The 21,994-nt window shown below is 62.9% G+C and carries 20 protein-coding genes; 9 read left to right on the top strand and 11 right to left on the bottom strand.

All coding sequences use genetic code 11. From position 1 onward, the window contains the following. Positions 1-270 precede the first annotated feature (270 nt). The 5 genes from H2052_RS10420 (at position 271) to H2052_RS10400 (ending at position 9,427) form a co-directional block, all read left to right on the top strand. Complete coding sequence (locus H2052_RS10420) at positions 271-2,994, top strand: M14 family zinc carboxypeptidase (protein WP_293781458.1); 2,724 nt, start codon at positions 271-273, stop codon at positions 2,992-2,994. Between the two features lie 20 nt (positions 2,995-3,014). Beyond that, positions 3,015-4,571: a M20/M25/M40 family metallo-hydrolase gene (locus H2052_RS10415; RefSeq protein WP_293781276.1), complete on the top strand. Its 1,557-nt coding sequence runs from the start codon at positions 3,015-3,017 to the stop codon at positions 4,569-4,571. Between the two features lie 15 nt (positions 4,572-4,586). Then, entirely contained in the window at positions 4,587-5,735 is a 1,149-nt protein-coding gene (locus H2052_RS10410; RefSeq protein ID WP_293781273.1) for a membrane dipeptidase, read from the top strand. 816 nt (positions 5,736-6,551) lie between these two features. Continuing rightward, a complete protein-coding gene (locus H2052_RS10405; RefSeq protein WP_293781270.1) occupies positions 6,552-7,697 on the top strand; it encodes a reverse transcriptase domain-containing protein in 1,146 nt (381 codons plus the stop codon). A 302-nt stretch (positions 7,698-7,999) separates the two neighbouring features. After that, positions 8,000-9,427 (top strand): cytochrome P450, encoded by a 1,428-nt coding sequence (locus tag H2052_RS10400; protein ID WP_293781267.1) that lies wholly within the window; start codon positions 8,000-8,002, stop codon positions 9,425-9,427. Here the strand turns inward: H2052_RS10400 and H2052_RS10395 are convergent. After that, a complete protein-coding gene (locus H2052_RS10395; protein ID WP_293781264.1) occupies positions 9,408-9,881 on the bottom strand; it encodes an Lrp/AsnC family transcriptional regulator in 474 nt (157 codons plus the stop codon). The genes H2052_RS10400 and H2052_RS10395 overlap by 20 nt on opposite strands. Positions 9,882-10,009: 128 nt before the next feature. Between H2052_RS10395 and H2052_RS10390 the strand changes: the two genes are divergently transcribed. After that, positions 10,010-10,315: a hypothetical protein gene (locus H2052_RS10390; protein WP_293781261.1), complete on the top strand. Its 306-nt coding sequence runs from the start codon at positions 10,010-10,012 to the stop codon at positions 10,313-10,315. Here H2052_RS10390 and H2052_RS10385 read toward each other — a convergent pair. From H2052_RS10385 to H2052_RS10360, 6 genes are all read right to left on the bottom strand, one after another. After that, positions 10,312-10,899 (bottom strand): TetR/AcrR family transcriptional regulator, encoded by a 588-nt coding sequence (locus H2052_RS10385; RefSeq protein WP_293781258.1) that lies wholly within the window; start codon positions 10,897-10,899, stop codon positions 10,312-10,314. The two genes, H2052_RS10390 and H2052_RS10385, sit on opposite strands and share 4 nt — an antisense overlap. A gap of 1 nt (position 10,900) precedes the next feature. After that, on the bottom strand, positions 10,901-11,332 hold the full coding sequence (locus H2052_RS10380) for an ester cyclase (protein ID WP_293781255.1): 432 nt from the start codon (positions 11,330-11,332) through the stop codon (positions 10,901-10,903). 102 nt (positions 11,333-11,434) lie between these two features. After that, positions 11,435-11,698, bottom strand: coding sequence for an Lrp/AsnC ligand binding domain-containing protein (locus tag H2052_RS10375; protein ID WP_293781252.1), 264 nt, complete (start codon positions 11,696-11,698; stop codon positions 11,435-11,437). Continuing rightward, a complete protein-coding gene (locus tag H2052_RS10370; protein WP_293781249.1) occupies positions 11,698-13,128 on the bottom strand; it encodes an amino acid permease in 1,431 nt (476 codons plus the stop codon). The genes H2052_RS10375 and H2052_RS10370 overlap by 1 nt, the downstream gene beginning before the upstream one ends. A 122-nt stretch (positions 13,129-13,250) precedes the next feature. After that, the gene (locus H2052_RS10365) at positions 13,251-14,804 is read right to left on the bottom strand and encodes a choice-of-anchor I family protein (RefSeq protein WP_293781246.1); all 1,554 of its coding nucleotides are present in this window, start codon (positions 14,802-14,804) and stop codon (positions 13,251-13,253) included. Between the two features lie 165 nt (positions 14,805-14,969). Continuing rightward, positions 14,970-15,167, bottom strand: a complete 198-nt coding sequence (locus H2052_RS10360) for a hypothetical protein (protein WP_293781243.1) — start codon at positions 15,165-15,167, stop codon at positions 14,970-14,972. Positions 15,168-15,421: 254 nt separating this feature from the next. Between H2052_RS10360 and H2052_RS10355 the strand changes: the two genes are divergently transcribed. After that, on the top strand, positions 15,422-15,760 hold the full coding sequence (locus H2052_RS10355; protein ID WP_293781240.1) for a UrcA family protein: 339 nt from the start codon (positions 15,422-15,424) through the stop codon (positions 15,758-15,760). Positions 15,761-15,814: 54 nt separating this feature from the next. On the opposite strand, the gene H2052_RS10350 is transcribed toward H2052_RS10355, so the two are convergent. Continuing rightward, positions 15,815-18,307: a TonB-dependent receptor gene (locus H2052_RS10350; RefSeq protein ID WP_293781237.1), complete on the bottom strand. Its 2,493-nt coding sequence runs from the start codon at positions 18,305-18,307 to the stop codon at positions 15,815-15,817. Positions 18,308-18,635: 328 nt separating this feature from the next. Then, a complete protein-coding gene (ctrA, locus tag H2052_RS10345) occupies positions 18,636-19,349 on the bottom strand; it encodes a response regulator transcription factor CtrA (RefSeq protein WP_293781234.1) in 714 nt (237 codons plus the stop codon). A 302-nt stretch (positions 19,350-19,651) separates the two neighbouring features. Between ctrA and H2052_RS10340 the strand changes: the two genes are divergently transcribed. Beyond that, on the top strand, positions 19,652-20,044 hold the full coding sequence (locus H2052_RS10340) for a hypothetical protein (RefSeq protein WP_293781232.1): 393 nt from the start codon (positions 19,652-19,654) through the stop codon (positions 20,042-20,044). 9 nt (positions 20,045-20,053) lie between these two features. Here the strand turns inward: H2052_RS10340 and H2052_RS10335 are convergent, their stop codons facing one another. Together H2052_RS10335 and H2052_RS10330 are read right to left on the bottom strand one after the other, a co-directional pair. Continuing rightward, entirely contained in the window at positions 20,054-20,281 is a 228-nt protein-coding gene (locus H2052_RS10335; protein WP_293781229.1) for a hypothetical protein, read from the bottom strand. Between the two features lie 138 nt (positions 20,282-20,419). Beyond that, entirely contained in the window at positions 20,420-21,364 is a 945-nt protein-coding gene (locus H2052_RS10330) for a homocysteine S-methyltransferase family protein (RefSeq protein WP_293781226.1), read from the bottom strand. Between the two features lie 236 nt (positions 21,365-21,600). Here H2052_RS10330 and H2052_RS10325 point away from each other — a divergent pair. Then, the coding region (locus H2052_RS10325; RefSeq protein WP_293781223.1) for a TetR/AcrR family transcriptional regulator at positions 21,601-21,994 on the top strand (394 nt) is incomplete at its 3' end.

Genomic DNA, 21,994 nt, shown 5'->3' with positions numbered 1-21,994 from the left:
TGTTTTTAATCGTTTCCCCCCAACCGAATTTGCGTCCGGTCTATTTTGAGAGAGGGCACGAACAAGGCTTGTGCTCTCCGACCGTGCCGTTCTGAGTCGGGCTCACGCACTTGGCAAGATGATTGTTGCGCATTGGGAAAAAATGATGAAATCCTGATGCTATCAAGCATCAGGTCTCCGCAAGGGGATGCCAAACGGCTTCGGCGATTGACGCGGAAGGCCGGCGTTGCGTGTTGTCGGTGTGGCGTAGAAGGGGTGGAAATGGTGAAAATGGCTTTCGGCGTTGCGATTGCAGCGCTCCTCGGCACGGCGGCGGCTGCACAGCCGATGGACCCCGATTTCGCAAAATCCGTAAAAGCCTGGACGACGAAACCGGAATTCAGCAGTCCGCTTGTCGATCACCTGCCCGTGTCCGAAACGGTTCCGTCTCCGAAACAAGTTCTGGGAAGCCACATCGGCGCGCCGAAGGTGCTGCACTATTACGATCAGATCGTCGGCTATTATCGCGCGCTGGCCGAAAAATCGCCGCGCATCAGGATCGTCGAGATCGGCAAGTCCGAGGAAGGCCGCGAGAATATCGTTGTGATGATCTCGTCGGAGGAGAATCTGGCGAAGCTCGATACCTACAAGCAGAACCTCGCGCTGCTCGCCGACCCGCGCCGTCTGCCGGCTGCGGATGCGCCGGCGGTGATTGCCGGAACGAAGCCGATCTACCACCTGTCCGCCGGACTCCACAGCGCCGAAACCGGGCCGCCCGAGATGCTGATGGAGCTTGCCTATCGCCTGCTCACCGACGAAGGCGAGATGATCCGCGGTATCCGCGACAATCTTGTCGTTGCGCTCAGCCCCGTGCTGGAGGCGGACGGCCGCGACCGCTATGTCGACTGGTACTACCGCAACCTCATCGACGAGACCGACGACCGCAACAAGCCCGGCGGTCCGCCCTACTGGGGCAAATATATTTATCACGACAACAACCGCGACATTAACTTCTCGGATGTCAGCGCCCGCCATTTGATGAAATATTACATGGAATGGCACCCGCCGGTGATGCACGAGCTGCATGAATCGGTGCCGTTCCTCTATACCTACAGCGGTCAGGCGCCGCAGAACCCCGATCTCGATCCGATCCTGTTCGGCGAATTGCCGTGGTTCGCGAACTACGAGATGGCGCAGCTCACCAAATACGGGATGCCGGGCGTTTGGACGCACGGTTTCGTCGATGCCTGGACGCCGGGCTACCTCGCCTTCATGTCGTCGAACCACAACGGTATGCTGCGCATGTACGAAACCTTCGGCAATGGCGGCGCGACGACGATGCTGCGGCATGTCGCGCCCGAGGTGCAGACCTCCGTGCGCGGCGGCGATTGGACGAAGCGCGATTGGTATCGCCCCAGCCCTCCCTACAAGGAGGTCGTCTGGTCGATGCGCAACAACACCAACTACATGCAGACGGGCGTGCTGACTGCGCTCGACCTCGCCGTCAAGCACCCGAAAGTCATCCTCGAAAACTTCTACAAGAAGAGCGCGAATGCCGTCGAAAACGGAAAGACGAAGGCGCCTTACGCGTACATCATCCCGGGCGGCCACAAGGACGAGACGCGCGTTGCCTTCGTGACCAATCTCCTGCGGCTGCAGGGCATCGAGGTCGGACGCGCTGCGAAGCCGGTCAAGCTCAAGGACGTCAGCTATCCCGCCGGCTCGCTGGTCGTGAAGCTCGATCAGCCCTACGGGCGCCTGGCGAAGATCCTGCTTCGCAAGCAGGACAATTACCCCGACGAGAAGCTCGGCACCTACGACGATGCCGCCTGGACGATGGGCATGATGGCGCATGTCGATGTGGTCGAGGTGGACGACAAGGCCGCGCTCGATATTCCGACGACGCAAGTCGATCGCCTGACGCCGCGCGGCAGCATTTCGGGTCCCGGTGCGCGCACCTACGCGGTTCTCGATCACGGCTCGGTCGGTCTCGCGACGCTCCGCTACCGCCTGAAGGACGCGAAGGTCAGTGTTGCCGAGGCCGATTTCAAGGCGGGCGGCAAGGCCATCCCGGCCGGCTCGCTGCTCGTCGACGGCAGCGCCTACGACGTTCTGAAGCCCGCGGTGGAAGCGCTCGGTCTCCACGCCGTCGCCGTCAGCGGCAAGCCCGCTGCGCACGAGAGCGTGCTGCCGCGCACGGCGATGTTCAGCACGTGGGGGTCGAGCGAGAAGGTTGGCTGGGTGCGCTATGCATTCGACCAGCACGAGATCGCCTACGACCTCATCTTCAAGGAGCAGGTCCGCGCCGGCAACCTCCGCGACAGGTACGACGTCATCATCCTGCCGACGCAGGGCCGTTCGACGAAGGACATCGTGTTCGACATTCCCGTGAAGGGGAAGCCGCTGCCGTACACGAAGACGGATCGTTACCGCTTCCTCGGCGACTACGGGTCGTCGGAGGACGTGCGCGGCGGCATGGGCCTTGAAGGCATGGTCGAGCTTCGGAAGTTCGTGGAGGCGGGCGGCACGCTCATCACCACGGGCGATGCGAGCGCCGTGCCGGTGGAGTTCGGCCTTGTGGGCGACATCGTCTCGACGCGCACCACGGGCGATTTCTACGCGCCGGGCCCGATCGTGAAGGCGAAGGTGCTGCAGCCGAAGAACCCCGTCTTCTACGGCTACGACGAGGCGGAACTGCCCGTGCGCTGGGCGTCGAACGCGATGTTCGGCGTGCCGGAGCGGCTGAAGGGCCGCGTCATGATGGAATTCCCCGGCGGCAAGGAGGGCGTGCTGAGCGGCTTCATGCGCGGCGCCGATCAGGTGAAGGACCGCGCCGCCATCCTCAACGTCCCGCAGGGCCAGGGCCGCATCCTCATGTTCGCCACGAACCCTGTGTGGCGCTGGCAGAACCTCGGCGAGTTCCGGATGCTCTACAACGCGCTCATCAACTGGAAGCAGCTCGGCCTCACCGACATCGATCCCCCCGTCCCGGCGCCCATCGCCGCCGCCGAATAACCCTGAAGGAGTTTCCCCCCATGAAGTCTCTACTTCTCGCCGCCGCGTTTTCCGCCGTCGCGTTTTCCGCCACCGCGCAGGAGGTGAAGCGTCCCGAGTTCCCCTTCACCACGGAGAAGGCCTACGACGCCGGCAAGGTCGCGCCCTACAAGGGCAAGCACGCCGCTGCCTATAAATACATCGACGCCAACAAGGCCGCGCACATCGAGAACGTGCAGCGCTGGGTGCGCCAGCGTTCGATCAGCGCGCAGAACGACGGCGTGAACGACATGGCGAACATGCTGATCGCCGATCTCAAGGCGCTCGGCTTCAAGGAGGCCGAGCTTGCCCCCACCAAGCGCCACCCCGGCGTCTGGGGCTATTACGACGCGGGCGCGAAGACCACGATCGCGGTTTACATGATGTACGACGTGCAGCCGATCGAGCCGGTGGGCTGGAACGTCGATGCCTTCGCGGGAACGATCGTGGAGGACCACGCGCTCGGCCGCGTCCTCATGGCGCGCGGCGCGACCAACCAGAAGGGCCCGCAGCGCATCTTCCTCAACGCGCTCGAAGCCATCATCAAGGCCGAGGGCAAGCTGCCCGTGAACATCATGCTGCTCGCGGAAGGCGAGGAGGAGCTTGGCTCGCCGCACTACCCGGACCTCATCGCCAAATATGCGGACCGTTTGAAGCAGGCGAACGGCGGCGTCCTCTTCCCGATGATGGGGCAGACGCTCGCGGGCGGCGTTCAGATGTCGCTCGGCGTCAAGGGCAACATCTATTTCGAGCTTGAGGCGCAGGGCGGCCCGCAGGGCGGCCCGAAGGATGCGGAGATCCATAGTTCGCTGAAGGCCATCGTCGATGCGCCGGGCCTCCGCCTCGCGCAGGCGATCGCGAGCCTCACCTCGCCCGACGGCAACGTCATCACCGTGCCCGGCTTCTACGATTCGATCCGCCAGCCGAACCAGGAAGAGCAGGAGCTCATCAACGGCGTCCTCCCCGCCTGGGAAGCGAACGAGGCGGCGATGCAGAAGTCGCTCGGCGTCGAGAAGTGGATCGGCGGCATGACCGGCCGCGAGGCGATCACGCAGTACCTCTTCAACACCACGCTCAACATGGACGGTATCTGGGGCGGCTATTCGGGGGAGGGCACCAAGACCATCCTGCCGCACAAGTTCACCGCCAAGTTCGATTCGCGCCTCGTGCCGAACCAGACGCCCGACGAGTCGGAACGCCTGATCCGCGCGCATCTTGATGCGAAGGGCTTCACCGACATCAAGCTCACGCGCCTGTCGGGCTATCCGCCCGCGCAGTCTTCGGTGAAGGAGCCGCTCGTGCAGGCGGTGATCGGCACGTACCGCAAGTACGGCATCACGCCGAGCGTCATGCCCCGCCTCGCGGGCAGCGCGCCCTATTACGTGTTCACCGATATCCTGAAGATGCCGATCGTTTCGGCGGGCATCGGCTACGGCGCGGGCGCGCACGCGCCCAACGAGTTCATCGTCATCGATCCGAAGCCGGGCACGAAGGTCGCGGGCATCACGGAGGCGGAGAAGTTCTACGTCGACGTCGTCCACGCCGTCGCGAAGCGCTGAGGGGCAGGGGGCATCATGACCGGATCCAGCGAGATCAGCCGCCGCGCGTTCGCAGCCGGCGCGGCGGGCCTCGGCCTCACCGCGCTCGCCGCCCCCGCCATCGCCGCAACCACCGACGCGATCCCGGCGTCGGTGGCCGCGCTTTACCGGAAGGCGATCGTCATCGATGCGCTCGCCTCGCCCGATACGTGGAACGTGCCGTATCCGCCCCCCGGCGAGCTCACGCCCGAAAAGCTCGCGAACGTCCGCGCTTCGGGCATCACCGCGGTCAACCTCACCGTGGGCAAGCCCGGCGGTTTCGAGGGCACGGTGAAGGAAATCGCGAAGTGGCTGCGCCATATCGAGGCGCACCCCGATCATTTCCTGCTCGTGAAGCGCCATGCGGACCTCGCCGCCGCGAAGGCGCAGGGCAAGCTCGGCATCATCTTCGGCTTTCAGGGCATGGGGATGATCGGCGAGGATTTGAGCCTCATCGAAACGTTCGGCGGCCTGTGGGTGAAGATCATGCAGCTCACCTACAATGATCGCAACGCACTCGGCGCCGGCAGCTCTCTGCCCGATGGCGAAGGCCTCACCCCGCTTGGGCGGGAGGCGGTGGCACGCATGAACAGCCTCGGCATCCTCGTCGATACCGGCCACGCCACGCCGCAAACGGTGCTGGACGCCGCCGCGGCCTCATCGAAGCCGATCACCTGCTCGCACACCGGCGCGCGCGCCGTCTATGATAGCCAGCGCAACCAGCCCGACGCCGCGCTCCGCGCCGTGTCGAACACCGGCGGCGTCGTCGGCATTTACCTGATGCCCTTCCTCGGCCGCGATCCCGTCTCGCCCTCGCGCGCGCTCTTCATGAAGCACCTCACCCACGCGATCCGCCTGTGCGGAGAGGATCACGTCGGCATCGGCAGCGACCAGAGCATCACCCCCGTCGACATCTCCCCCGCCTATATGGAGATCGTCCGCAAGACGGCAGAGGCGCGGCAGAAGGCGGGCATCGGCGCACCGGGAGAGGCCGATGGCCCGGTTGCGGTCCCCGATCTCAACAGCGCCCGCCGCATGGAAATCATCGCCGCCGAAATGGACCGCGCGAAGTACCCGGCGCGCGTCATCGAAAAGGTGATCGGCGGGAATTTCGACCGGCTGTTCCGCGAGGTTTGGGCGGGGTGAGGGGGCGCGAAAGCACGCGCGCCGCCACACTGTTGCGAATCTTCCCTGCGTCTTACCGGTGAAAGCCGGTACCCATGCGGAGTGAAGTATAGGAAAGAAACTGCTTCACCGAAGTCATTGAGTTTGTGGAAAACAAGTTGCTTTCCGCGGACTGTTATCGTGGATATATTGATTGTGGCAGCGGACCCCGTCGGGGCCCCGCGACCGAAGATTGTTGTTGCTATCTCCAGTTGAGATCGGTGCCCGGATCGTCGTTAAGGCGGGCGGCACTGCCCTCGGCACCATGGCGAAAGCTGGCCACCCGAATGGGATGGATCGGCTCCGTGATGGAAAAGGAGTTGAGCAAATGCCTTGTGTCATCCAAAGCTCCGGTAGGGCATCGGACATTCTTCGGGAGGCGGGAACCGGGCGGCGGCACCGTATGGCGAGCAATGCGACCGCCGCGCCGCGCACAATTGAGCGCGCCAGGAACGCCGTTCACGGTTTGTTCCGAGCCGTACTTGCTTGGGCGTGCTTTGTTGGTATAGCCTATGGCGCAGTCTCCGGTGTGATGTCGGTGACGGCCAGTGTTGAGATCGGTGCACGGATCGTCGTTAAGGCGGGCGGCACTGCCCTCGTCACCATGGCGAAAGCTGGCCACCCGAATGGGATGGATCGGCTCCTAATATACCGCCGGCCACGATGACTTGGGGGGGGCGGCGGAAACTAGTGAATGGACTTGAGGCCTGTACTTCAATCGCTGCACTTAAGGCGGTATGGAAGACTGAGCGCGCTCGCCTGATAAATTCGTGTTTTGGTCCCGACAGGATATCGGGAGTGGTCTTTGAGCGGGCGCTTGACCGACAGCTTCGCGAACTGCGCTTTAGAGTGACTTCAGGGTTTAAACCACACGGCCTGCTAGCATTCGCCAAGCCGAAAGAGAACGGTAGCGGCAATCGCATTATCTGCGTTCCCACCATAGCAGACAGGCTTCTTCAGTTCAGCATTCTCAACCAACTTCGCCCCCGACTATTGGCTATGGGAATGGACAATCCAGTAGCCTTCGGATTGGCGCCGGGTTCTGAGAGGAGTGTGTTGGGGGCCCGTAAGTTCGCCTGCAAAGCGCGAAACGAATACCCTTGGGTTTATAAAGCGGACATCCACAAGTTCTTCGACAATCTGGAAAGAACGAAGTTGAGTGATGCTGTCTCGAATACCGTGCGACAGCCGTCTCTCGTTCCAATCTTGCATTCGTTCCTCGCCACCGAAATCGAAGATGGAACGGAGAGAGGTTGGCGTTCGATCGTTTCCGAGGCGGGTATCCGGAGGGGGCTCGGGGTCAGACAGGGGATGCCGCTTTCTCCCTTCTATGCTGGAGTGTATTTGAGGAACCTAGATCGCCAATTGGCAAGGCGAGGTGTTCCCGTTGCCCGTTATGTAGATGACATAGTGGCGTTCTTCTCATCCGAGGCCGAAGCGCACGCTTTTCATACTTTCTTGAAATCCGCCTTAGGGCATCTTGGATTATCCATCGGCGAACCCGGCAGCTCGGACTCAAAGACGGTTATCTATAATCCTGACACACCTGCCACATTCTTAGGTATGGAACTGAGTAGACGAGGGCATGGCCCGTATCAGCTACGAGTTGCACCCTCCAATATTGCCACGATTTCTAGTAGGATCGGAAGTTGGAATAGCATCGCAGCCCTGCTTGAGAAGAGGGTTACTCTGACGACGATGGGTGGCTATTTTAAGTCGGTTATTGAAGGGTATTTAAATGCCTATTCGGCCGCGCAAAATCGCGATGATCTCCGCAAAGCAATTGAACGGGCGTCAGTTGCAGCGCAAGCAAGCATCCTACGTGATCTCTTAGGTGTTGACCGGTTGCAGAGGCTATCTTCGATGGATTTGCAATTTCTAGGAGTGGATGCGGAAGTTCTTCTTGCAGATAAATCGAGAAATACGACGCGGCGTCCCTCTTAGGACGATAGGAGCGGTGGGGAGTGTCAGTTGCGGGGCTCGCAACCGTGGATTATTCACGGCGCTTCGTGCCCACCGTGTTGTTGTCGCGGTCGAAAACCTCCTCCTCGGCTACCACTCCACCCCCACTTACCCCAGTGTAAATTAGATTTGCGTTCAGCTCACTTTTGCGTATCCTCACTCCGCATTTTGCGCGCGAAGGGAGAGTCGCGCGGCCGGATGCTGTGTGCGTGCGGGTGCGCTGTGGGAGGGGTGCCCGCCGCACACGATCGGCCCGAATGCGGGCTTTGGTGGGAGGGTTGTCCATGAACGCGCCGGTTCATCCGCAGGAGTTCCGCACCGACGACGGCTCGACGCCGGCGGAGCGTTTCGCGCGGCTTCGCGATACGGGCTATGCCGATCTTGCGCATCTGCCGGGGGAAATGCCGGGCTCGCGGCTCGGCGGGGTTCTGCGCACGCTGCGCTTTCTGAAAGACCCGCTCACCCTGGTGCGCGATCAGGTGGATCGCTACGGGCGCGTTTACCGCACGCCCAACATCGGCGGCGGCTGGCAGGTCACGCTGATCGGGCCGGAGGCGAACGAGCTTGTCTTCATGGATCGGGACAAGACCTTCTCGTCGGAGCAGGGCTGGAATCCCATCCTCGATCGTGTGTTCCCGCGCGGCGTGATGCTCATGGATTTCGAGGAGCACCGCGTTCACCGCAAAACGCTGTCGGTCGCCTTCAAGCCCGCGCCGATGCAGAATTATCTGGGCGCGCTGCAGGAAGGCATCGCCGCGCGCGTCGCCAAGTGGCCGCAGGATGTGAAATTCTATCCCGCGATCAAGCAGCTCACGCTCGATCTCGCCGCCACATCGTTCCTCGGCATCCCCTGGGGGCCGGAGGCGGATCGCATCAACACCAGCTTCGTCGATATGGTCGCCGCGTCCATCGGCATCGTGCGGAAGCCCTTGCCCTTCACCGCGATGGCGCGCGGCGTGAAGGGCCGCGCCTTCATGTGCGCCTTCTTCGGGCGGGAAATCCCGAAGCGCCGCGGCGCGGCGGGGGACGATATCTTCACGCAGATCTGCAATGCGGAGCATGAGGACGAGGCGACCGGGCAGACGCGCCTGCTCACCGATCAGGAAATCATCGATCACATGAATTTCCTGATGATGGCCGCGCACGACACGCTCACCTCCTCGCTCACCTCCACTGTCTATTATCTGGGCGCTTCGCCGCAGTGGCAGGAGGAGCTGCGCGCCGAGGTGCGCGGCGTGCGCGCCGATTTCGGGGACCGGATTCCGTATGCAGAGCTGGACCGCTTCGAAAAGACCGAGTGGGCCTTCAAGGAGGCGATGCGGCTGAACGCGCCCGTGCCCGCGCTGCCGCGCCGCGCGCTCAAGGATTTCACGTTCGGGAACTATGCGATTCCGGCGGGCACGCACATCGGCGTCAACCCGATGATGACGCACCGTCTCCCCGATCTCTGGCCGGAGCCGGACCGGTTCGATCCCGCGCGCTTCTCGCCTGAAAATTCAAAGGGCCGGCACAAATACGCCTGGGTGCCCTTCGGCGGCGGCGGCCATATGTGTCTTGGCCTCCACTTCGCCTACATGCAGGCGAAGGCCTTCCTGTTCGAGCTGCTGGACAAGCGCCGCATCGTGCTGCTGGAGGGGTACAAGCCCGATTTCGCCATGTTCCCCATGCCCCGGCCCCGCGACGGCCTTCCGCTCAGGCTTGAGAGGCTCTGACCGGCAGCGCCGTGGTGCTCTTGATCTCCGAAAGTGCCATTGAAGAGGTGATTTCCTGCACGCCGGGCAGGCGGGAGAGCCTCTCGAAGAACAGCTTTTCGTAAGCCTCGATGTCCGTCGTCACGATCCGCAGCAGGAAGTCCGTCGTGCCCATCAGCACGTAGCATTCCTGGATTTCCTCGATCTCTCGCACCGTCGCTTCGAACTCCGCCATGTGCGCGCGGCCGTGCGCCGAAAGTTTCACGTTGGCGAAGACCTGCGCACCGAGCCCCACCTTGCGCCTGTCGAGCAGCGCCACGCGCTTCCTGATGATGCCCGCTTCCTCCATCGCCGCGATGCGCCGCCAGCACGGCGATTGCGAGAGGCCGACGCGCTCGGCGATCTCCGCGGTGGAAAGGCTGCAATCCTCCTGCAGAACGCGAAGAATTTTTCTGTCGAAATCGTCAAGGCGCATAAATTTCGCTTTGTAAAATGGAATTTGACGATTTTTATGCACAGAATCGATTAAAGCTCAATCGCTTTGCATCCCTTTTTCTGTGCGCGCGTGCGAAAAGCGCGGCGCAAACTTGAAAAAGGAATGTCATGTCCACCGCTCTTGCTGCCGCCGCGCCCGCCGCTTCCGGGCCGCATCTCGCCTTTGTGAGCAGGAGCGCGCATTTCGAGATTATTGCGAACGTGGACCCGCACATCAGCCTCAGAGTGCTCAACTATTTCGCGCAGCGCGATCTCGTGCCCTCGATGTTCCGTTCGCGGCGCATCCGCGAAAAGCTGGAGATGCGCGTCGTCGTTCCCGGCCTCACCGAGCATGACGCCGCCGTCATCGCGGAAAAGATGCGCGGCCAGTTCGCCGTTGCGGCGGTGACGCTGGAAATGGTCGTCGGCGGCTAGCTTGCTGCGCTGATCAAGGCGCGGATCGCCCAGCGGCGCACGCGCGCCGCTTCGGCGTCGTCCAGCCGCAGCACGTCGCGGAACACGATCATCGCTTCCGGCCCCACGACGAGCGAAAGCGCCGCGATTAGCGCGTCGTAGTCGGCCGCCTTGAACGATGCGCGCGCGGGCGCCAGCGCTTCCTTCAGCATCGGCGTGCGCCGGTCCTGACGGACGGGGAGGTCGCCGCGCGCCCCGCGTTCCAGCGCGCTCGCGATCATCAGCCGCATCGGCACTTCGTTTTCCGCGATCAGCCTATGCAGCGCCGCGTCGACCTTTTCCACGCGCCGCACCGGGTCGCCGTCGGCGCCCGCCAGCACGTCGCCGATCTTCGGAAAGTCGATCTCCAGCGCCGCCTCCACCAGCAGCGCGTCGGCGTTCGGGAAGTACCGATAGGCCGTCGCGCGCGAGACGAGCGCGGCGTCCGCGATCTCTTCAAGGCTCGGCTTCTGGCCCGTTTTCAGCAGTTCGGCGGCGGCGGCCAGGATGTCCTGCCGCGTTCGCCGTCGCTGTTTCCAGCGTCCCGTCTGCTCCGCCCGCGCCACTTTAGTGTTGCGGCAGTTGCTGGAGGATGGCGGCGAGGTCGACCCACACGTTTTCGCGCGCGATGTCGCCGCTTTCCGCGAACTCGATCACGTGGAGCAGCCGGAACTTCAGCGGTCGGCCGTCGCCCGAAACGCCGAACGGCTGGCCCGGCGCGAATCCTTCCCAAAGCGAATCGTCGACAAGGAAGTTTTCCCCGTAAAGGCGTCGCAGCGTGGTGATGCGGCCGTCCGAAAGGTCCTGGAACAGCGCCTCATAGAAGCCGCGCGTCGCGTCGCGTCCGTGCGTCGGGCCTGTGGGCCAGCCCACGATGTCGTGTTCCACGTCGTGCGAAAGCGTCGCGAGCACGCCCTCCACGTCATCGCGCACCTCGAACCCGAAATGCGCATCCATCCGCCGGTCCATCTCCTCCCGGCTCAAAAGTCCGCTCGTCATCGTCATCATCTCATCGTCAGGTTGATTCGACAAAAACCTCATAATGAGATTTTCGTCTCACAACAAGATGAAACGACCCCTCCGCCGACTACTTCATCAATTTCAGTTCACAAAATCCCCAATGTCCTCGCCGTAAACCCGGTAAGACATCATCGTCACGGTCTCCTTGAGACCAGGCACCCGGTGCAGCTTTTCCTGCACGAAATCCTCGATTTCCGGCAGATCGCCAAAGCCCACCTTGATGAGCAGGTCATACTCGCCCGTCACCGAATAGACCTCGGCGACCTCCTCCATCTCCGCGATCCGGTTGCCGACACTGGCGGCGTGGCCAAGGTCGCATTTGGCGAGGACGAACAGGCGGTACATCAGGCTTCCTTCCGGCTGGCAGCGGCGAGCAGGCTCTGCCGCATCCCATAAGCAAGATAGACCGCCGCGCCAATCAGGTTCCAGACAAGGAAGCGAAGCTGCGTCTTTTCGGGCAGGCTGACGAACAGATAGAGGCAGCCGCCGATTGCGGCCATCGCCACCGGCACGTGAAAGGGAACGCGGAACTTCCGCTCCGCATCCGGCGCGCGGCGGCGCAGCACGATGAGGCTGACACCGATGGCAATGAACGCGGCGAGCGTTCCCGTGTTGGCCAGCTCGGCGATCTCGCCAAGAGGCAGCAGCCCGGCGATGATGCTGACGACGAGGGCAGTGACCATGGTCATCAGGATCGGCGTGCCGGTGCGGGCGTTAACGTGCGACAGCCGTTCGGGGAGCAGGCCGTCGCGCGCAATGGCGAAGAAGATGCGGCTCTGACCATACATGAACGCGAGCAGCACGGTCGGCATCGCAACGATCGCGCCTGCGCCGATCAGCTGCGCGGCACCCGGCCAGTCGAGCGAGCGGAGGACGTGCGCGAGCGGCTCGCCGCTCGCAGCAAACTCCTCGACCGGCATGGCGCCGATCGCCGCTGCTGCGACTGCCATATAGACGACCGTGCAGATCAGCATGGAGCCGATGATGCCAATCGTGAGATCGCGCGATGGGTCCTTCGCCTCCTCGGCGGCGGTCGAGACCGCGTCGAACCCGTAGAAGGCAAAGAAGATCAACGCCGCGCCCGCCATCACGCCGACCGTGTTGCCCCCCACTTCCTTCGAGCCCCACCCGTACGGGGCGAAGGGCTGGAGGTTGGCTGGGTCAAAGGCGGGCAGGGCAAGAAAGATGAAGAGCGCCAGCGCCGACATCTTGAGCAGCACGAGCAGTGTGTTGACGAAGGCGCTTTCCCGCGTTCCGAGCGCGAGCAGACCAGCGACCAACATGGTGATGAGAACCGCCGGCACATTGATGATGCCGCCTGCGTGCGGTCCAGCTGCAAATTCATGCGGGATGGTAAGGCCCCAACTGTTGAGGAAGCCGACGGCATAGCCGGACCAGCCCACCGCAACTGCCGCGCAGACCACGGTGTATTCGAGCACGAGGCTCCAGCCGACCATCCACGCCACAGGTTCGTTCAGGGCAACGTAGGAATAGCTGTAGGCGCTCCCAGCGGCGGGCATCATAGTTGCAAGTTCCGCATAGGCGAGGGCGGCACAGGCGCACACGAGCCCGGCGATCGCGAACGAGGCGATCACCGCGGGGCCTGCCTTGCCCGCGCCAATGCCGATCAGCGTGTAGATACCCGTGCCGACGATTGCGCCGACACCAAGCGCAACGAGATGAGGCCAGGTAAGCGTGCGCCTGAGCGCGCGGTTCCCGGAATAGCTCCGCCAGTCGCCAAGGCCCTTGCGGCGCCCGAAAATGCTCCCTGCCACGCCCGATGTCCCCTAGCCGTGCCGATGCGCACACATTGGCACGCGGCGGGAAGAGGGGGAAGCCCGCCCACACTCGCCGCGCTTCGAAAAAGAAAGCGGGAAGGGGACGGGCTTGGGTAAGGCTACGAAGAGGCCTTGGTGCGGCGGCGGCGCAAGGCCACGAGCCCGGCGAGGCCGAGGCCGAACAGCCCCATCACGGCGGGTTCGCTCACGACATTGAGTGCGTAAATGGCGAGGTTGCCGGTCTCTTCGTCCGCGACGGCGAGGAACGACTTCCCGTCGCGTGTGAAGAAGCTGAGGCCTTCAGGTCGTCCGAGCAGGTCTGAAATGATCGCTCCCAGATATTTCGGCGCGACGCCGAGGCCGAAGTCAGTGATGTCGAACGCAAGCACCGAGCCCAGGCTGCTGCCGTTCGAGCGCTCGAGGCCTACGAACAGCACCATGCGGCCATCGACGATTCCGATCTCAATGCCTTCCGGCTCGGGCCCTTTGTTGTCGCTGCGGCCGTCGTCGACGGCATCCGGGAAACGCGCGGCCATGATCTGTTCGAGAACGTCGCCGCTGTCGAACACGCGGTTGCCGTTCTCGTCGAGGATCGAGAAACTCCGGCCGCCAAAGGCGAAAAGTTCGCCGTCCGCCGGACCTTCGGCGCCGAGCGTGCTTGTCACGTTGAGACGGTTGAAAATACCGTAGTCGCCAAACGAGCTCGCGCGCTTTTCCTCGGCAAAGCCATCCCATTCGCGGGCATCGCCCTCATCGGCGGTGACGAAATAGGTCTTGCCGTTGGAGGTGAAGCTCTTGATCGCGTCCGACATGTACATGCCGTAAACGCCGGCGCGGCTCTGCAGATTACCCTTGATGCCGTCCTTGTCGGACGGGTCCATGCGGTTGGCGCCGGGCGCGTAGCTCTTGAAGCCGAGCGGAATGATGTCAGTGACGACCGGCTCCGGACCATCGAGATCGACGACCGCAATGGCGTTGTTTTCCTGAAGCGTCACGAACGCACTTTTGCCATCCGGCGAGAAAGCCGTGTATTCGGGCTCAAGATCCTGCGCTACAGAAGCGCCAGGCCCGAAAATGCGTACGCCCTTCGCCTGAAGGTCGGATTTCACGGCGTTGAATGCGCTGAAGCCCGCGGTTTTTACGGTGCCGGCGGCAAGGTCGATATAGCTGATCGAGCCTTCGGGATCGACGCTGTCGGGCTTTCCGTAGCTCGAAGGTTCGCCCTCGTTGGCCACGAGGAGCCGCGAACCGTCCGCCGAGAAGCTCAGCTGATCGGGAAGCGCACCAACCGTGAAGGACTGCGGCGCGGCGCCCAGGTTGGCGAGATCGTAGACGAGAACACGGCCCGGATCGGTCTTGTTCGCGGCCTCAATGGCGACGGCGACCTTGCCGCCGCCCACCGCGACGCTGTTCGCCGCGCCGCCCGCGAAATAGCTGTGCGTATCGAGCGTGCCGATCTCGGTGCTGGTTTTCGCATCGACGATCTTCACGAAGGCCGTGTCGCCGTCGACGCCGACGACGAACACGCGGCTGCCGCTCGCGTCATAGGCCGGGATTTCCGAGGCATCGCCGAGCGTAACGCTGGTCGTGCTGCGCACCTTGAGGGCGGCGGCGTTGGCGGGCAGGACAGCGGTTGCAGCGAGCAGACCTGCGAGAACGGAAAGCGTGCGCATAGAACGGAGACCCCTTGTTAACCATTTTCCGGGGTCGCCTATGAGGCGTATTTTTCGGATGAGTCGAGCCGCTCACACAAAGTTCACGCAGCTGTCACAGTACGGAAATGAACGCCGCCCGATGTGTCGGACAGGCTTACAAAACGCGGGATATTTTGATCCCGCTCACTGCAGGCGAATGAGTCCGCCATCAGAGGGTACACCTGCGATTCGCCGCTGGCGCCAGAATTTTTCGGCGATTCGGATATAGGCGTCGGCAATGCGGCTGTGCATTGCACGCTTTTCCGGCGACACGGCGGCGCGGGCGAGGCGCCAGTGTTCGTCGGCGCGGCGCAGGTGATATTCGAAATCGCTCGGGATCAACGCCGTTCCCCATTGGTGCCGTCTTTCAGCGGGGCTTTTTCCGCCCCCTCAACGTTGCTGTCTTTGATCTTCGTCAAACCCGGAGGCGGAGGCGTTCCACCTCTATCGCGCTTTTTTGACGCTGCTTTGACCCGCTTCTCACGCGGCGGTCACGCGCGTGGGCGATAAGGGGCCATCGCGAGGCGGACACGTTCCCCCAGCCCTTCCTCCCCGGTGTCCCCTCGCGAACCCCGCAGCACAGGAGTTTTCCCAGAATGTTTTACGTCAGAAGCACGGCGATCGCGCTTGCGGTGGCGACAACGGTCGGTCTCCTCAGCGCGTCCTCGCGCGCCGAGCCGGTTTCGGTCGCAGTCAGCCTCGCCGATCTCGATCTTACCACGCTCGCGGGAGAGCGCGCCCTGCGCGAGCGCGTGTCGGGCGCGGTTCTCACGGCTTGCGGCACACGGCCGAGCGCCGACATCACGATGGAAATGGTTCGCCGCGCGTGCATCCGGAACACGTCGGTGACGGCCGAGGCGCACGTCGACGCGGTGATTTCAGGCTCGCGCAGTCTTGCGCGCGCGGACCCCATGCTTACCGGCACCGCCCATTAGTGTGCCGAGCGGAGGAAGGGGCGGCCCGGAGACCCCTGGGGCCGCCCCTTCTTTTTAGAAGCCGATGCGGGCTGACACGCCGTAGAAGCGCGGCAGTGCCGGATAGGCCGCGATCGTGCCCGGCTGTTCCGGCACGGCGAACGTGGCGATGTGGTAGTATTTGTCGAACAGGTTCTCGACGAAGACCTCAAGCCGCCACTTGTCGTCTGCGGATCCAACCCCGATGCGCGCGTTGACGACGGCGAAGCCTTCGTTGTCGGCGATGCCGCGGCTCTGCGAACTTGTCACCTGCTCGCTCTGGAAGCGGAAGTCGGCGTGGACGAGCGCGTTCAGCGTATCGCTGAGCGGCGGCATCCAGGTTGCCGCGCCTGTGACTGTGTGGCGCGGGATCTGCGACATTTGCTTGCCGGCCTCGAACTGGAGCGGGGTGCCGACGAGATTGCTGCCGTCCTTGATCCGCGCGTCGACGAGGCTGTACCCGAGCTGGAAGGTGAGATCACGCGCCGGACGGATGGTGCTTTCCGCCTCCACGCCCTTCGACACCGTCTTGTCGACGTTCATCGTGACGAAGCTGTTCCCCGAAAACACCAACTGCTGGTAGTTCGAGAAATCCTGATAGAAGGCGGCGACGTTCAGCGTGAACGCGCGGCCCCACTGCGACTTGAAGCCGACTTCCCACGAATCGACCTTTTCGCTGTCGAACTCCAGATCCTCGATCTGCCCGCCGTCGCCGCCGAGGATGACGGAGTCGAAGCCGCCGCGATCGAGGTTGTAGCCGCCCGATTTGTAGCCGCGATCGTAGCCGCCGTAGAGCATGAAGTCGGGCGTCACCGTATAGGCGAGCTTCGCCGTACCGGTGAACTCGTTCTCGCTGCGGCTGCCGCTGTAGAGCCCGTTGAACTCGGGGTTCGTCGTCGGGTTGCAGGTCAGCAGAATGGCGTCCGGGGCCATTGCTGCGAGCGCACCCGTCAGGATCGCCGTCGAGGGATCGAGATAGAAGTCGCACGTCGGCGAAACCGCGTTGAGGTTCGCGTTGATCGTCTTCTTCTCGTGGTTCCAGCGCAGGCCGAGCGTCGCTTTCAGATTGTCGGTGATCTCGAAGACGTTGTGCGTGAACAGGGCAAGCGCTTCCGTTTTCACGCGGTAGTGATCATTGATCTGTCCGTCGCCTTCGCTGCCGCCCGGGAGCGGGGAGTTCAACAGCGCGAAAAGGGCAGGGTCACCGGCGGCGGCTGCCGCAAGCGCCGGGTTCAGGGCCATCAGCACCTGTCCAAATTCCGGAACGGCGGGACCGAACGTATCGAACAGCTCAAAGCCGCTCGGCGCGAACAGCGCATCGCTGTAGAAATTCGCTTGCGTGCCGAAGCGTACGCGGTCGGTCAGCGTCAGCTTCTCATTGAGGTAGAAGCCGCCCACCAGCCAGTCGAGACGATCGCCGAGCGCCGAACCCTGCAGGCGGATTTCCTGCGTAAAGTCGCGCAGCCCCGGCGCGTAGCCCTCGCGATAGGCGCGGTCGAAACCGGAGAAGTCGATGTCCTGGTTGCGGCGCACGTCCCAATTGCGCCACGCCGTGATCGAGGTCAGCGTAACCGCTTCGAAGTCATAGGTGACTTCGGCGGAAACACCCCATTCCTCGACCGCTTCGCCATAGCTGCGGCCCGGCGTCGCCGCCATGCGGCGCTCGGAAGGTTTGCCCGTGTAGATACCGGTGAGGCCGGCGAGCGAAGCACCGAGCTGAATGGCCGGGGCCGTCGGGCCCTCGACGACGTTCACGGCGCCGCAGCACTGCTCGTCGGTCTTCGAATAGTCGGCAATGAAGCGGATCTTCAGGTCTTCCTTCTCGACCAGCGCTTGCCCCCGCAGCGTGTACCGATCGAGATTGTTGATGCTGCGACCCGAATTCACGTCGTGGATGTAGCCGTCACGCTCGCGGTAAACGCCGTCGAGGCGCAGCGCCAACGTGTCCGTGACGCCGCCGGTGACGCCGCCCTTCAGCGAGATCGCATCGTAATTGCCGTAGCTCACCTCGGCATAGCCGCCGAGATCAAACGACGGGCTTTCGGTGATGATGCTGAGCGCCCCCGCCGATGTGTTGCGGCCGAACAGCGTACCCTGCGGGCCGCGCATCACTTCCACGCGCTCGATCGGCGGAAGCTCCGCAAGCGCAAGTCCGGCACGCGCACGGTAGACGCCGTCGATGAACACGCCGACAGCAGGCTCGAAGCCGGGATTGTCACCTGCGGTGCCGATGCCGCGAATGGAAAGCGACGTTCCGGTCGCGGCGGACTGGCCGGTGAAGACCTCAAGGCTTGAGCTCAGCTGCTCGAAGCCGCGGATGTCGGTGACACCGGCGTTGTTGATGAGATCGCCGCTGATCGCGGTGACGGCGATCGGCACGTCCTGCACGGTCTCCGCGCGGCGCGTGGCCGTGATGACGATTTCGTTGGCGCTGAGATCGTCCTCGACAGCAGCGGTCTGGACGTCCTGGGCGAAAGCGGGGGCGGCGAGGGCGCAGCACGCGGCACCCAGCAAGAGCGAACGCTTCACAAATGATCTCCTGAACGAAGGGGTGGATGTCCCAACATTGTTTCGTTTGGTTAATCACACCGAATGGTTAAGGCTTTCTCTCCTCGCGGGTGTAAGCGCCGACGCAACCGGGCCGCCGATGAGGCCGAACCCGGCTATTCGAGCGACAGTTCCATGCGAACGGCGCTATTCTTCGCCTTCACGGCCTGCCGTGTCGAAAGCAACACACGTGCCTGATCATTAGCGCTGATGCGCCCCGGGGGGCGGCACGGCGAGCATCAGGCCTCTGCCCAAACGAAAAGAGCGGCCTGAAACAGGCCGCCCTTTCAGAACGATAGCGTATCCGCGATCAGGCGGCGGCGACTTCGGTCGCTGCAGCCGATCCCGTCTCGGGATCGCGCAGCACATAGCCGCGGCCCCACACGGTTTCGATGTAGTTCTCGCCGCCGCACGCTGCCGAGAGCTTCTTGCGCAGCTTGCAGATGAACACGTCGATGATCTTGAGTTCCGGCTCGTCCATGCCGCCGTAAAGGTGGTTCAGGAACATTTCCTTGGTGAGCGTCGTACCCTTGCGGAGCGAAAGTAGCTCCAGCATCGCATATTCCTTGCCGGTCAGGTGCACGCGGGCACCATCGACATCGACCGTCTTCGTATCGAGGTTCACGCCGAGCTTGCCGGTCTTGATCACCGATTGCGAATGGCCCTTGGAGCGGCGGACGACGGCATGGATACGCGCCACCAGCTCTTCCTTGTGGAAGGGCTTTGTCACGTAATCGTCGGCGCCGAAGCCGAGCCCGCGGACCTTCGATTCCATTTCGTTCTGGCCGGAAAGGATGAGAATCGGCGTACCGACCTTCGCAAGCCGCAGCTTCTTCAGCACGTCATAGCCGTGCATGTCGGGCAGGTTCAGGTCGAGAAGAATGATATCGTAGTCGTAGAGCTTGCCGAGATCGAGGCCTTCTTCGCCAAGATCCGTGGTATAGACGTTGAAGCCTTCGCTCGAAAGCATCAGGTCGATGCTCTTCGCCGTGGTCGCGTCATCTTCGATCAGCAGAACCCGCATTGAGTAGCCCTCTTCATGTCCCCCAACGGCAAACAGCCAATCCCGGCCGGCCGCGTACAAACCGTTAACCATGCCCGTTATGGGTTACAAAGGTTAACGCCGCGTAAAAGTTAACGCGACCGCGGTTTGAATTGTTCCTGTGGCGCTTGAGTCACGGTTTGTTTCGTTTTGAATCAGTTGTGGAATCTCCGTGGCAAGGCGACATTAACTACGCACGGGCATATTGGCCCCATGCGCTGCCAACGCCCCTCGATTCCTGAAGACGTAGTCATGCTTCGTGCGGAACTGCGGGGGCCCGCGCTGTGAAGACGCCGTATGACGATGACCGCAGGCTGAGGCGCAACGAACTGGACGATATTCGCCAGGCGCTCGTCGGTGCCGAAGCCCAGCTTTCGATTTTTGCCGGGGCGATCGTCGATGCCGACGCGACGCTGCGCCGGGAGCGGGAGGCACGGGCGGCAGGACCCCCATTCGATATCAGCCCGGATGCGGCCGTGCGCCGATCCGAGATGCTCCGGCTCGCGCGGGAGCTTGCGCGGCTCGAAGACGAAATCGAGCGCCTGCGTGCCGCGTTGCTTGTGAAGTTCGAGGCGCTGCGTCCGATCGATACTGCGAGCGAGGACTATTGCACCGCGAAGCGCGCGGAGGCCGCCCGGAAGGCGACGGCTTTGTCCGATGATGCTGCGACTGGGTAGCGTTGGCGTCTAGCGCAGTCGACCGGGGAGCCGCACCGCGACAACGACCGGCTTTTTTGCAACGGTTGCGGTTTGCGCTGCCGTACAAACCCGACGCGGCGGTGTGACGCGACCTGCTTCGTGAGGCCGAGGCGGCGCGATCTTGCACTCTGCGGCGGCGGCAAACACCGAAGTGGCGCCGCCGAGCGTGGCAAAGCTCATGATGCCGGCAATGATGAAGAACCTGACGAAACGCATGATGGGTTTTCCTTTGCTGTGGGAGAGCAAGCATGGAGCGGCGGCGCGGTCGTGGAGGGACGGTCCCGCGCCGCCGCGGTTCGGGCGATCATCGGTTGGCGGCGCCGGTGCGAGGGTGGGTCCGGCGCCGGTTTCCGATCACGCCGCGAGTGCGTGGGCGCACATGGCGCCGACATGACGGTGATCGGTGCCGCAACAGCCTCCGAGCACTGTGAGTGCAGGGAGTGCCCGCAGCAGCGCGGCATTCTGCGCTCCGAGTTCGTCGGGGTTGCCATCATCGAGTTCGGGCGCTTCGTTCAACTCGGCGTGACTCATCCGCGATGCGTTGGTGCGCAGTCCGCGCACGCGCTGCGTCCAGTCGCCGCGTGTTTTCAGCACAGCTGCGAAGTGATCGGGATGGGCGCAGTTGATCATGTAATAGGCGGGAAACCCTCCCGTCGCATCATCGACGGCGTTGATCGCTTCGGCCAGTGATTGACCGGTGGGCAGGCAGCCGTCCGTCTCCAGCGTGAACGACAGCGCGACGGGAAGTCCGGCAGCTTCTGCTGCGCGCGCTATGCCGATGGCCTCGGGTGTATTGGTCATGGTGATCGCCGTCACCATGTCGGCGCACGCTTCGGCGAAGATGTTGGCCTGGAAGGCATGATAATCGCGGGCTGCGTCAGTGCTCATGATTGCATCTGCCACGTAGCCGTCGCCGCGCGGGCCGATGCAGCCGCTGACGACGACGGGCATCTGGTCAGTCGCATACGCAGACTTGAGTTCGTGCATCAACGCGATCGACTCGCGGTTGCTCTCCGCGAGCGCTGCCTCGGAGTAGCCGAGAAGCACACCCCAGTCGGGGCTTGCCCGCCACGTCGGGCTTTCGAGGATGAAGCCGGTGCCGTTCGCCTGCGCAATCTCGAGATAGCGGAGGTAGTAAGCGTGAAGCGCCCTGCGGCCCTCCTGCGTGCGCATGAGGTCGAATGCAGCAAAATGCGGCAGGTCGATGCCGTCGTGGAAGATCAATGTGGTTTCGAGGCCGCCGTCGGTGAGGAAAAGGCGATCAGCAAGCTGCGGCAACGTCTTGAAAGTGTTATACATGACAATGGTCTCCGGGCGCCGTTCGTCGGCGTGTCGCGGTTAAACATCGTCCAAAGTCCGAGCCCTCTCCAGAAGGGAAGTGGTACACAAATACTAATCTTCGGGTATTTCTTTTTAGATCAGCAGCTTGTTTTACCGGGGCCTTTTTTACCGCGCGAAGCGCGCTACCGCGAAAAGTGGCAAACTGTACCATTGGTATGGTAAACGCAGGTTCTGAAATCGGGCATAGGGAGCGAATGAATGCGCCGATGACTTTGACGTCCCGCAAGGGCATGACGCGCGGGGAGGCGACGCGCGACCGCATTTTGGAGATTGCGGAAGCCTCCGTGCTGGCCAAAGGGTTCTCCAACACGTCGATCGACGAGATCATCGCCGCGGCTGAAATTACCAAGAGCGGATTTTTCTATCATTTTCGCGACAAGACCGATCTTGCCAAAGCGTTGCTGGAGCGGTTCATTCACGACGACAACGCCAAGCTCGACGCGATCTTCGCGCGCGCCCGAGACCTCTCTGACGATCCGCTACATGGTTTCCTCATTGGGCTGAAGCTCTTCGCCGAGATGATGGCGGAACTGGAAACCACGCATCCGGGCTGCATGGTTGCTGCGGTTGCCTATCACGACAAACAGT

The sequence above is a fragment of the Sphingosinicella sp. genome, from assembly GCF_013911755.1.
In the GTDB taxonomy this organism is placed as follows: domain Bacteria; phylum Pseudomonadota; class Alphaproteobacteria; order Sphingomonadales; family Sphingomonadaceae; genus Sphingosinicella.
The sequence above is the reverse complement of the archived record's forward strand: the minus strand, read 5'-3'. Positions and strand labels throughout refer to the sequence as shown.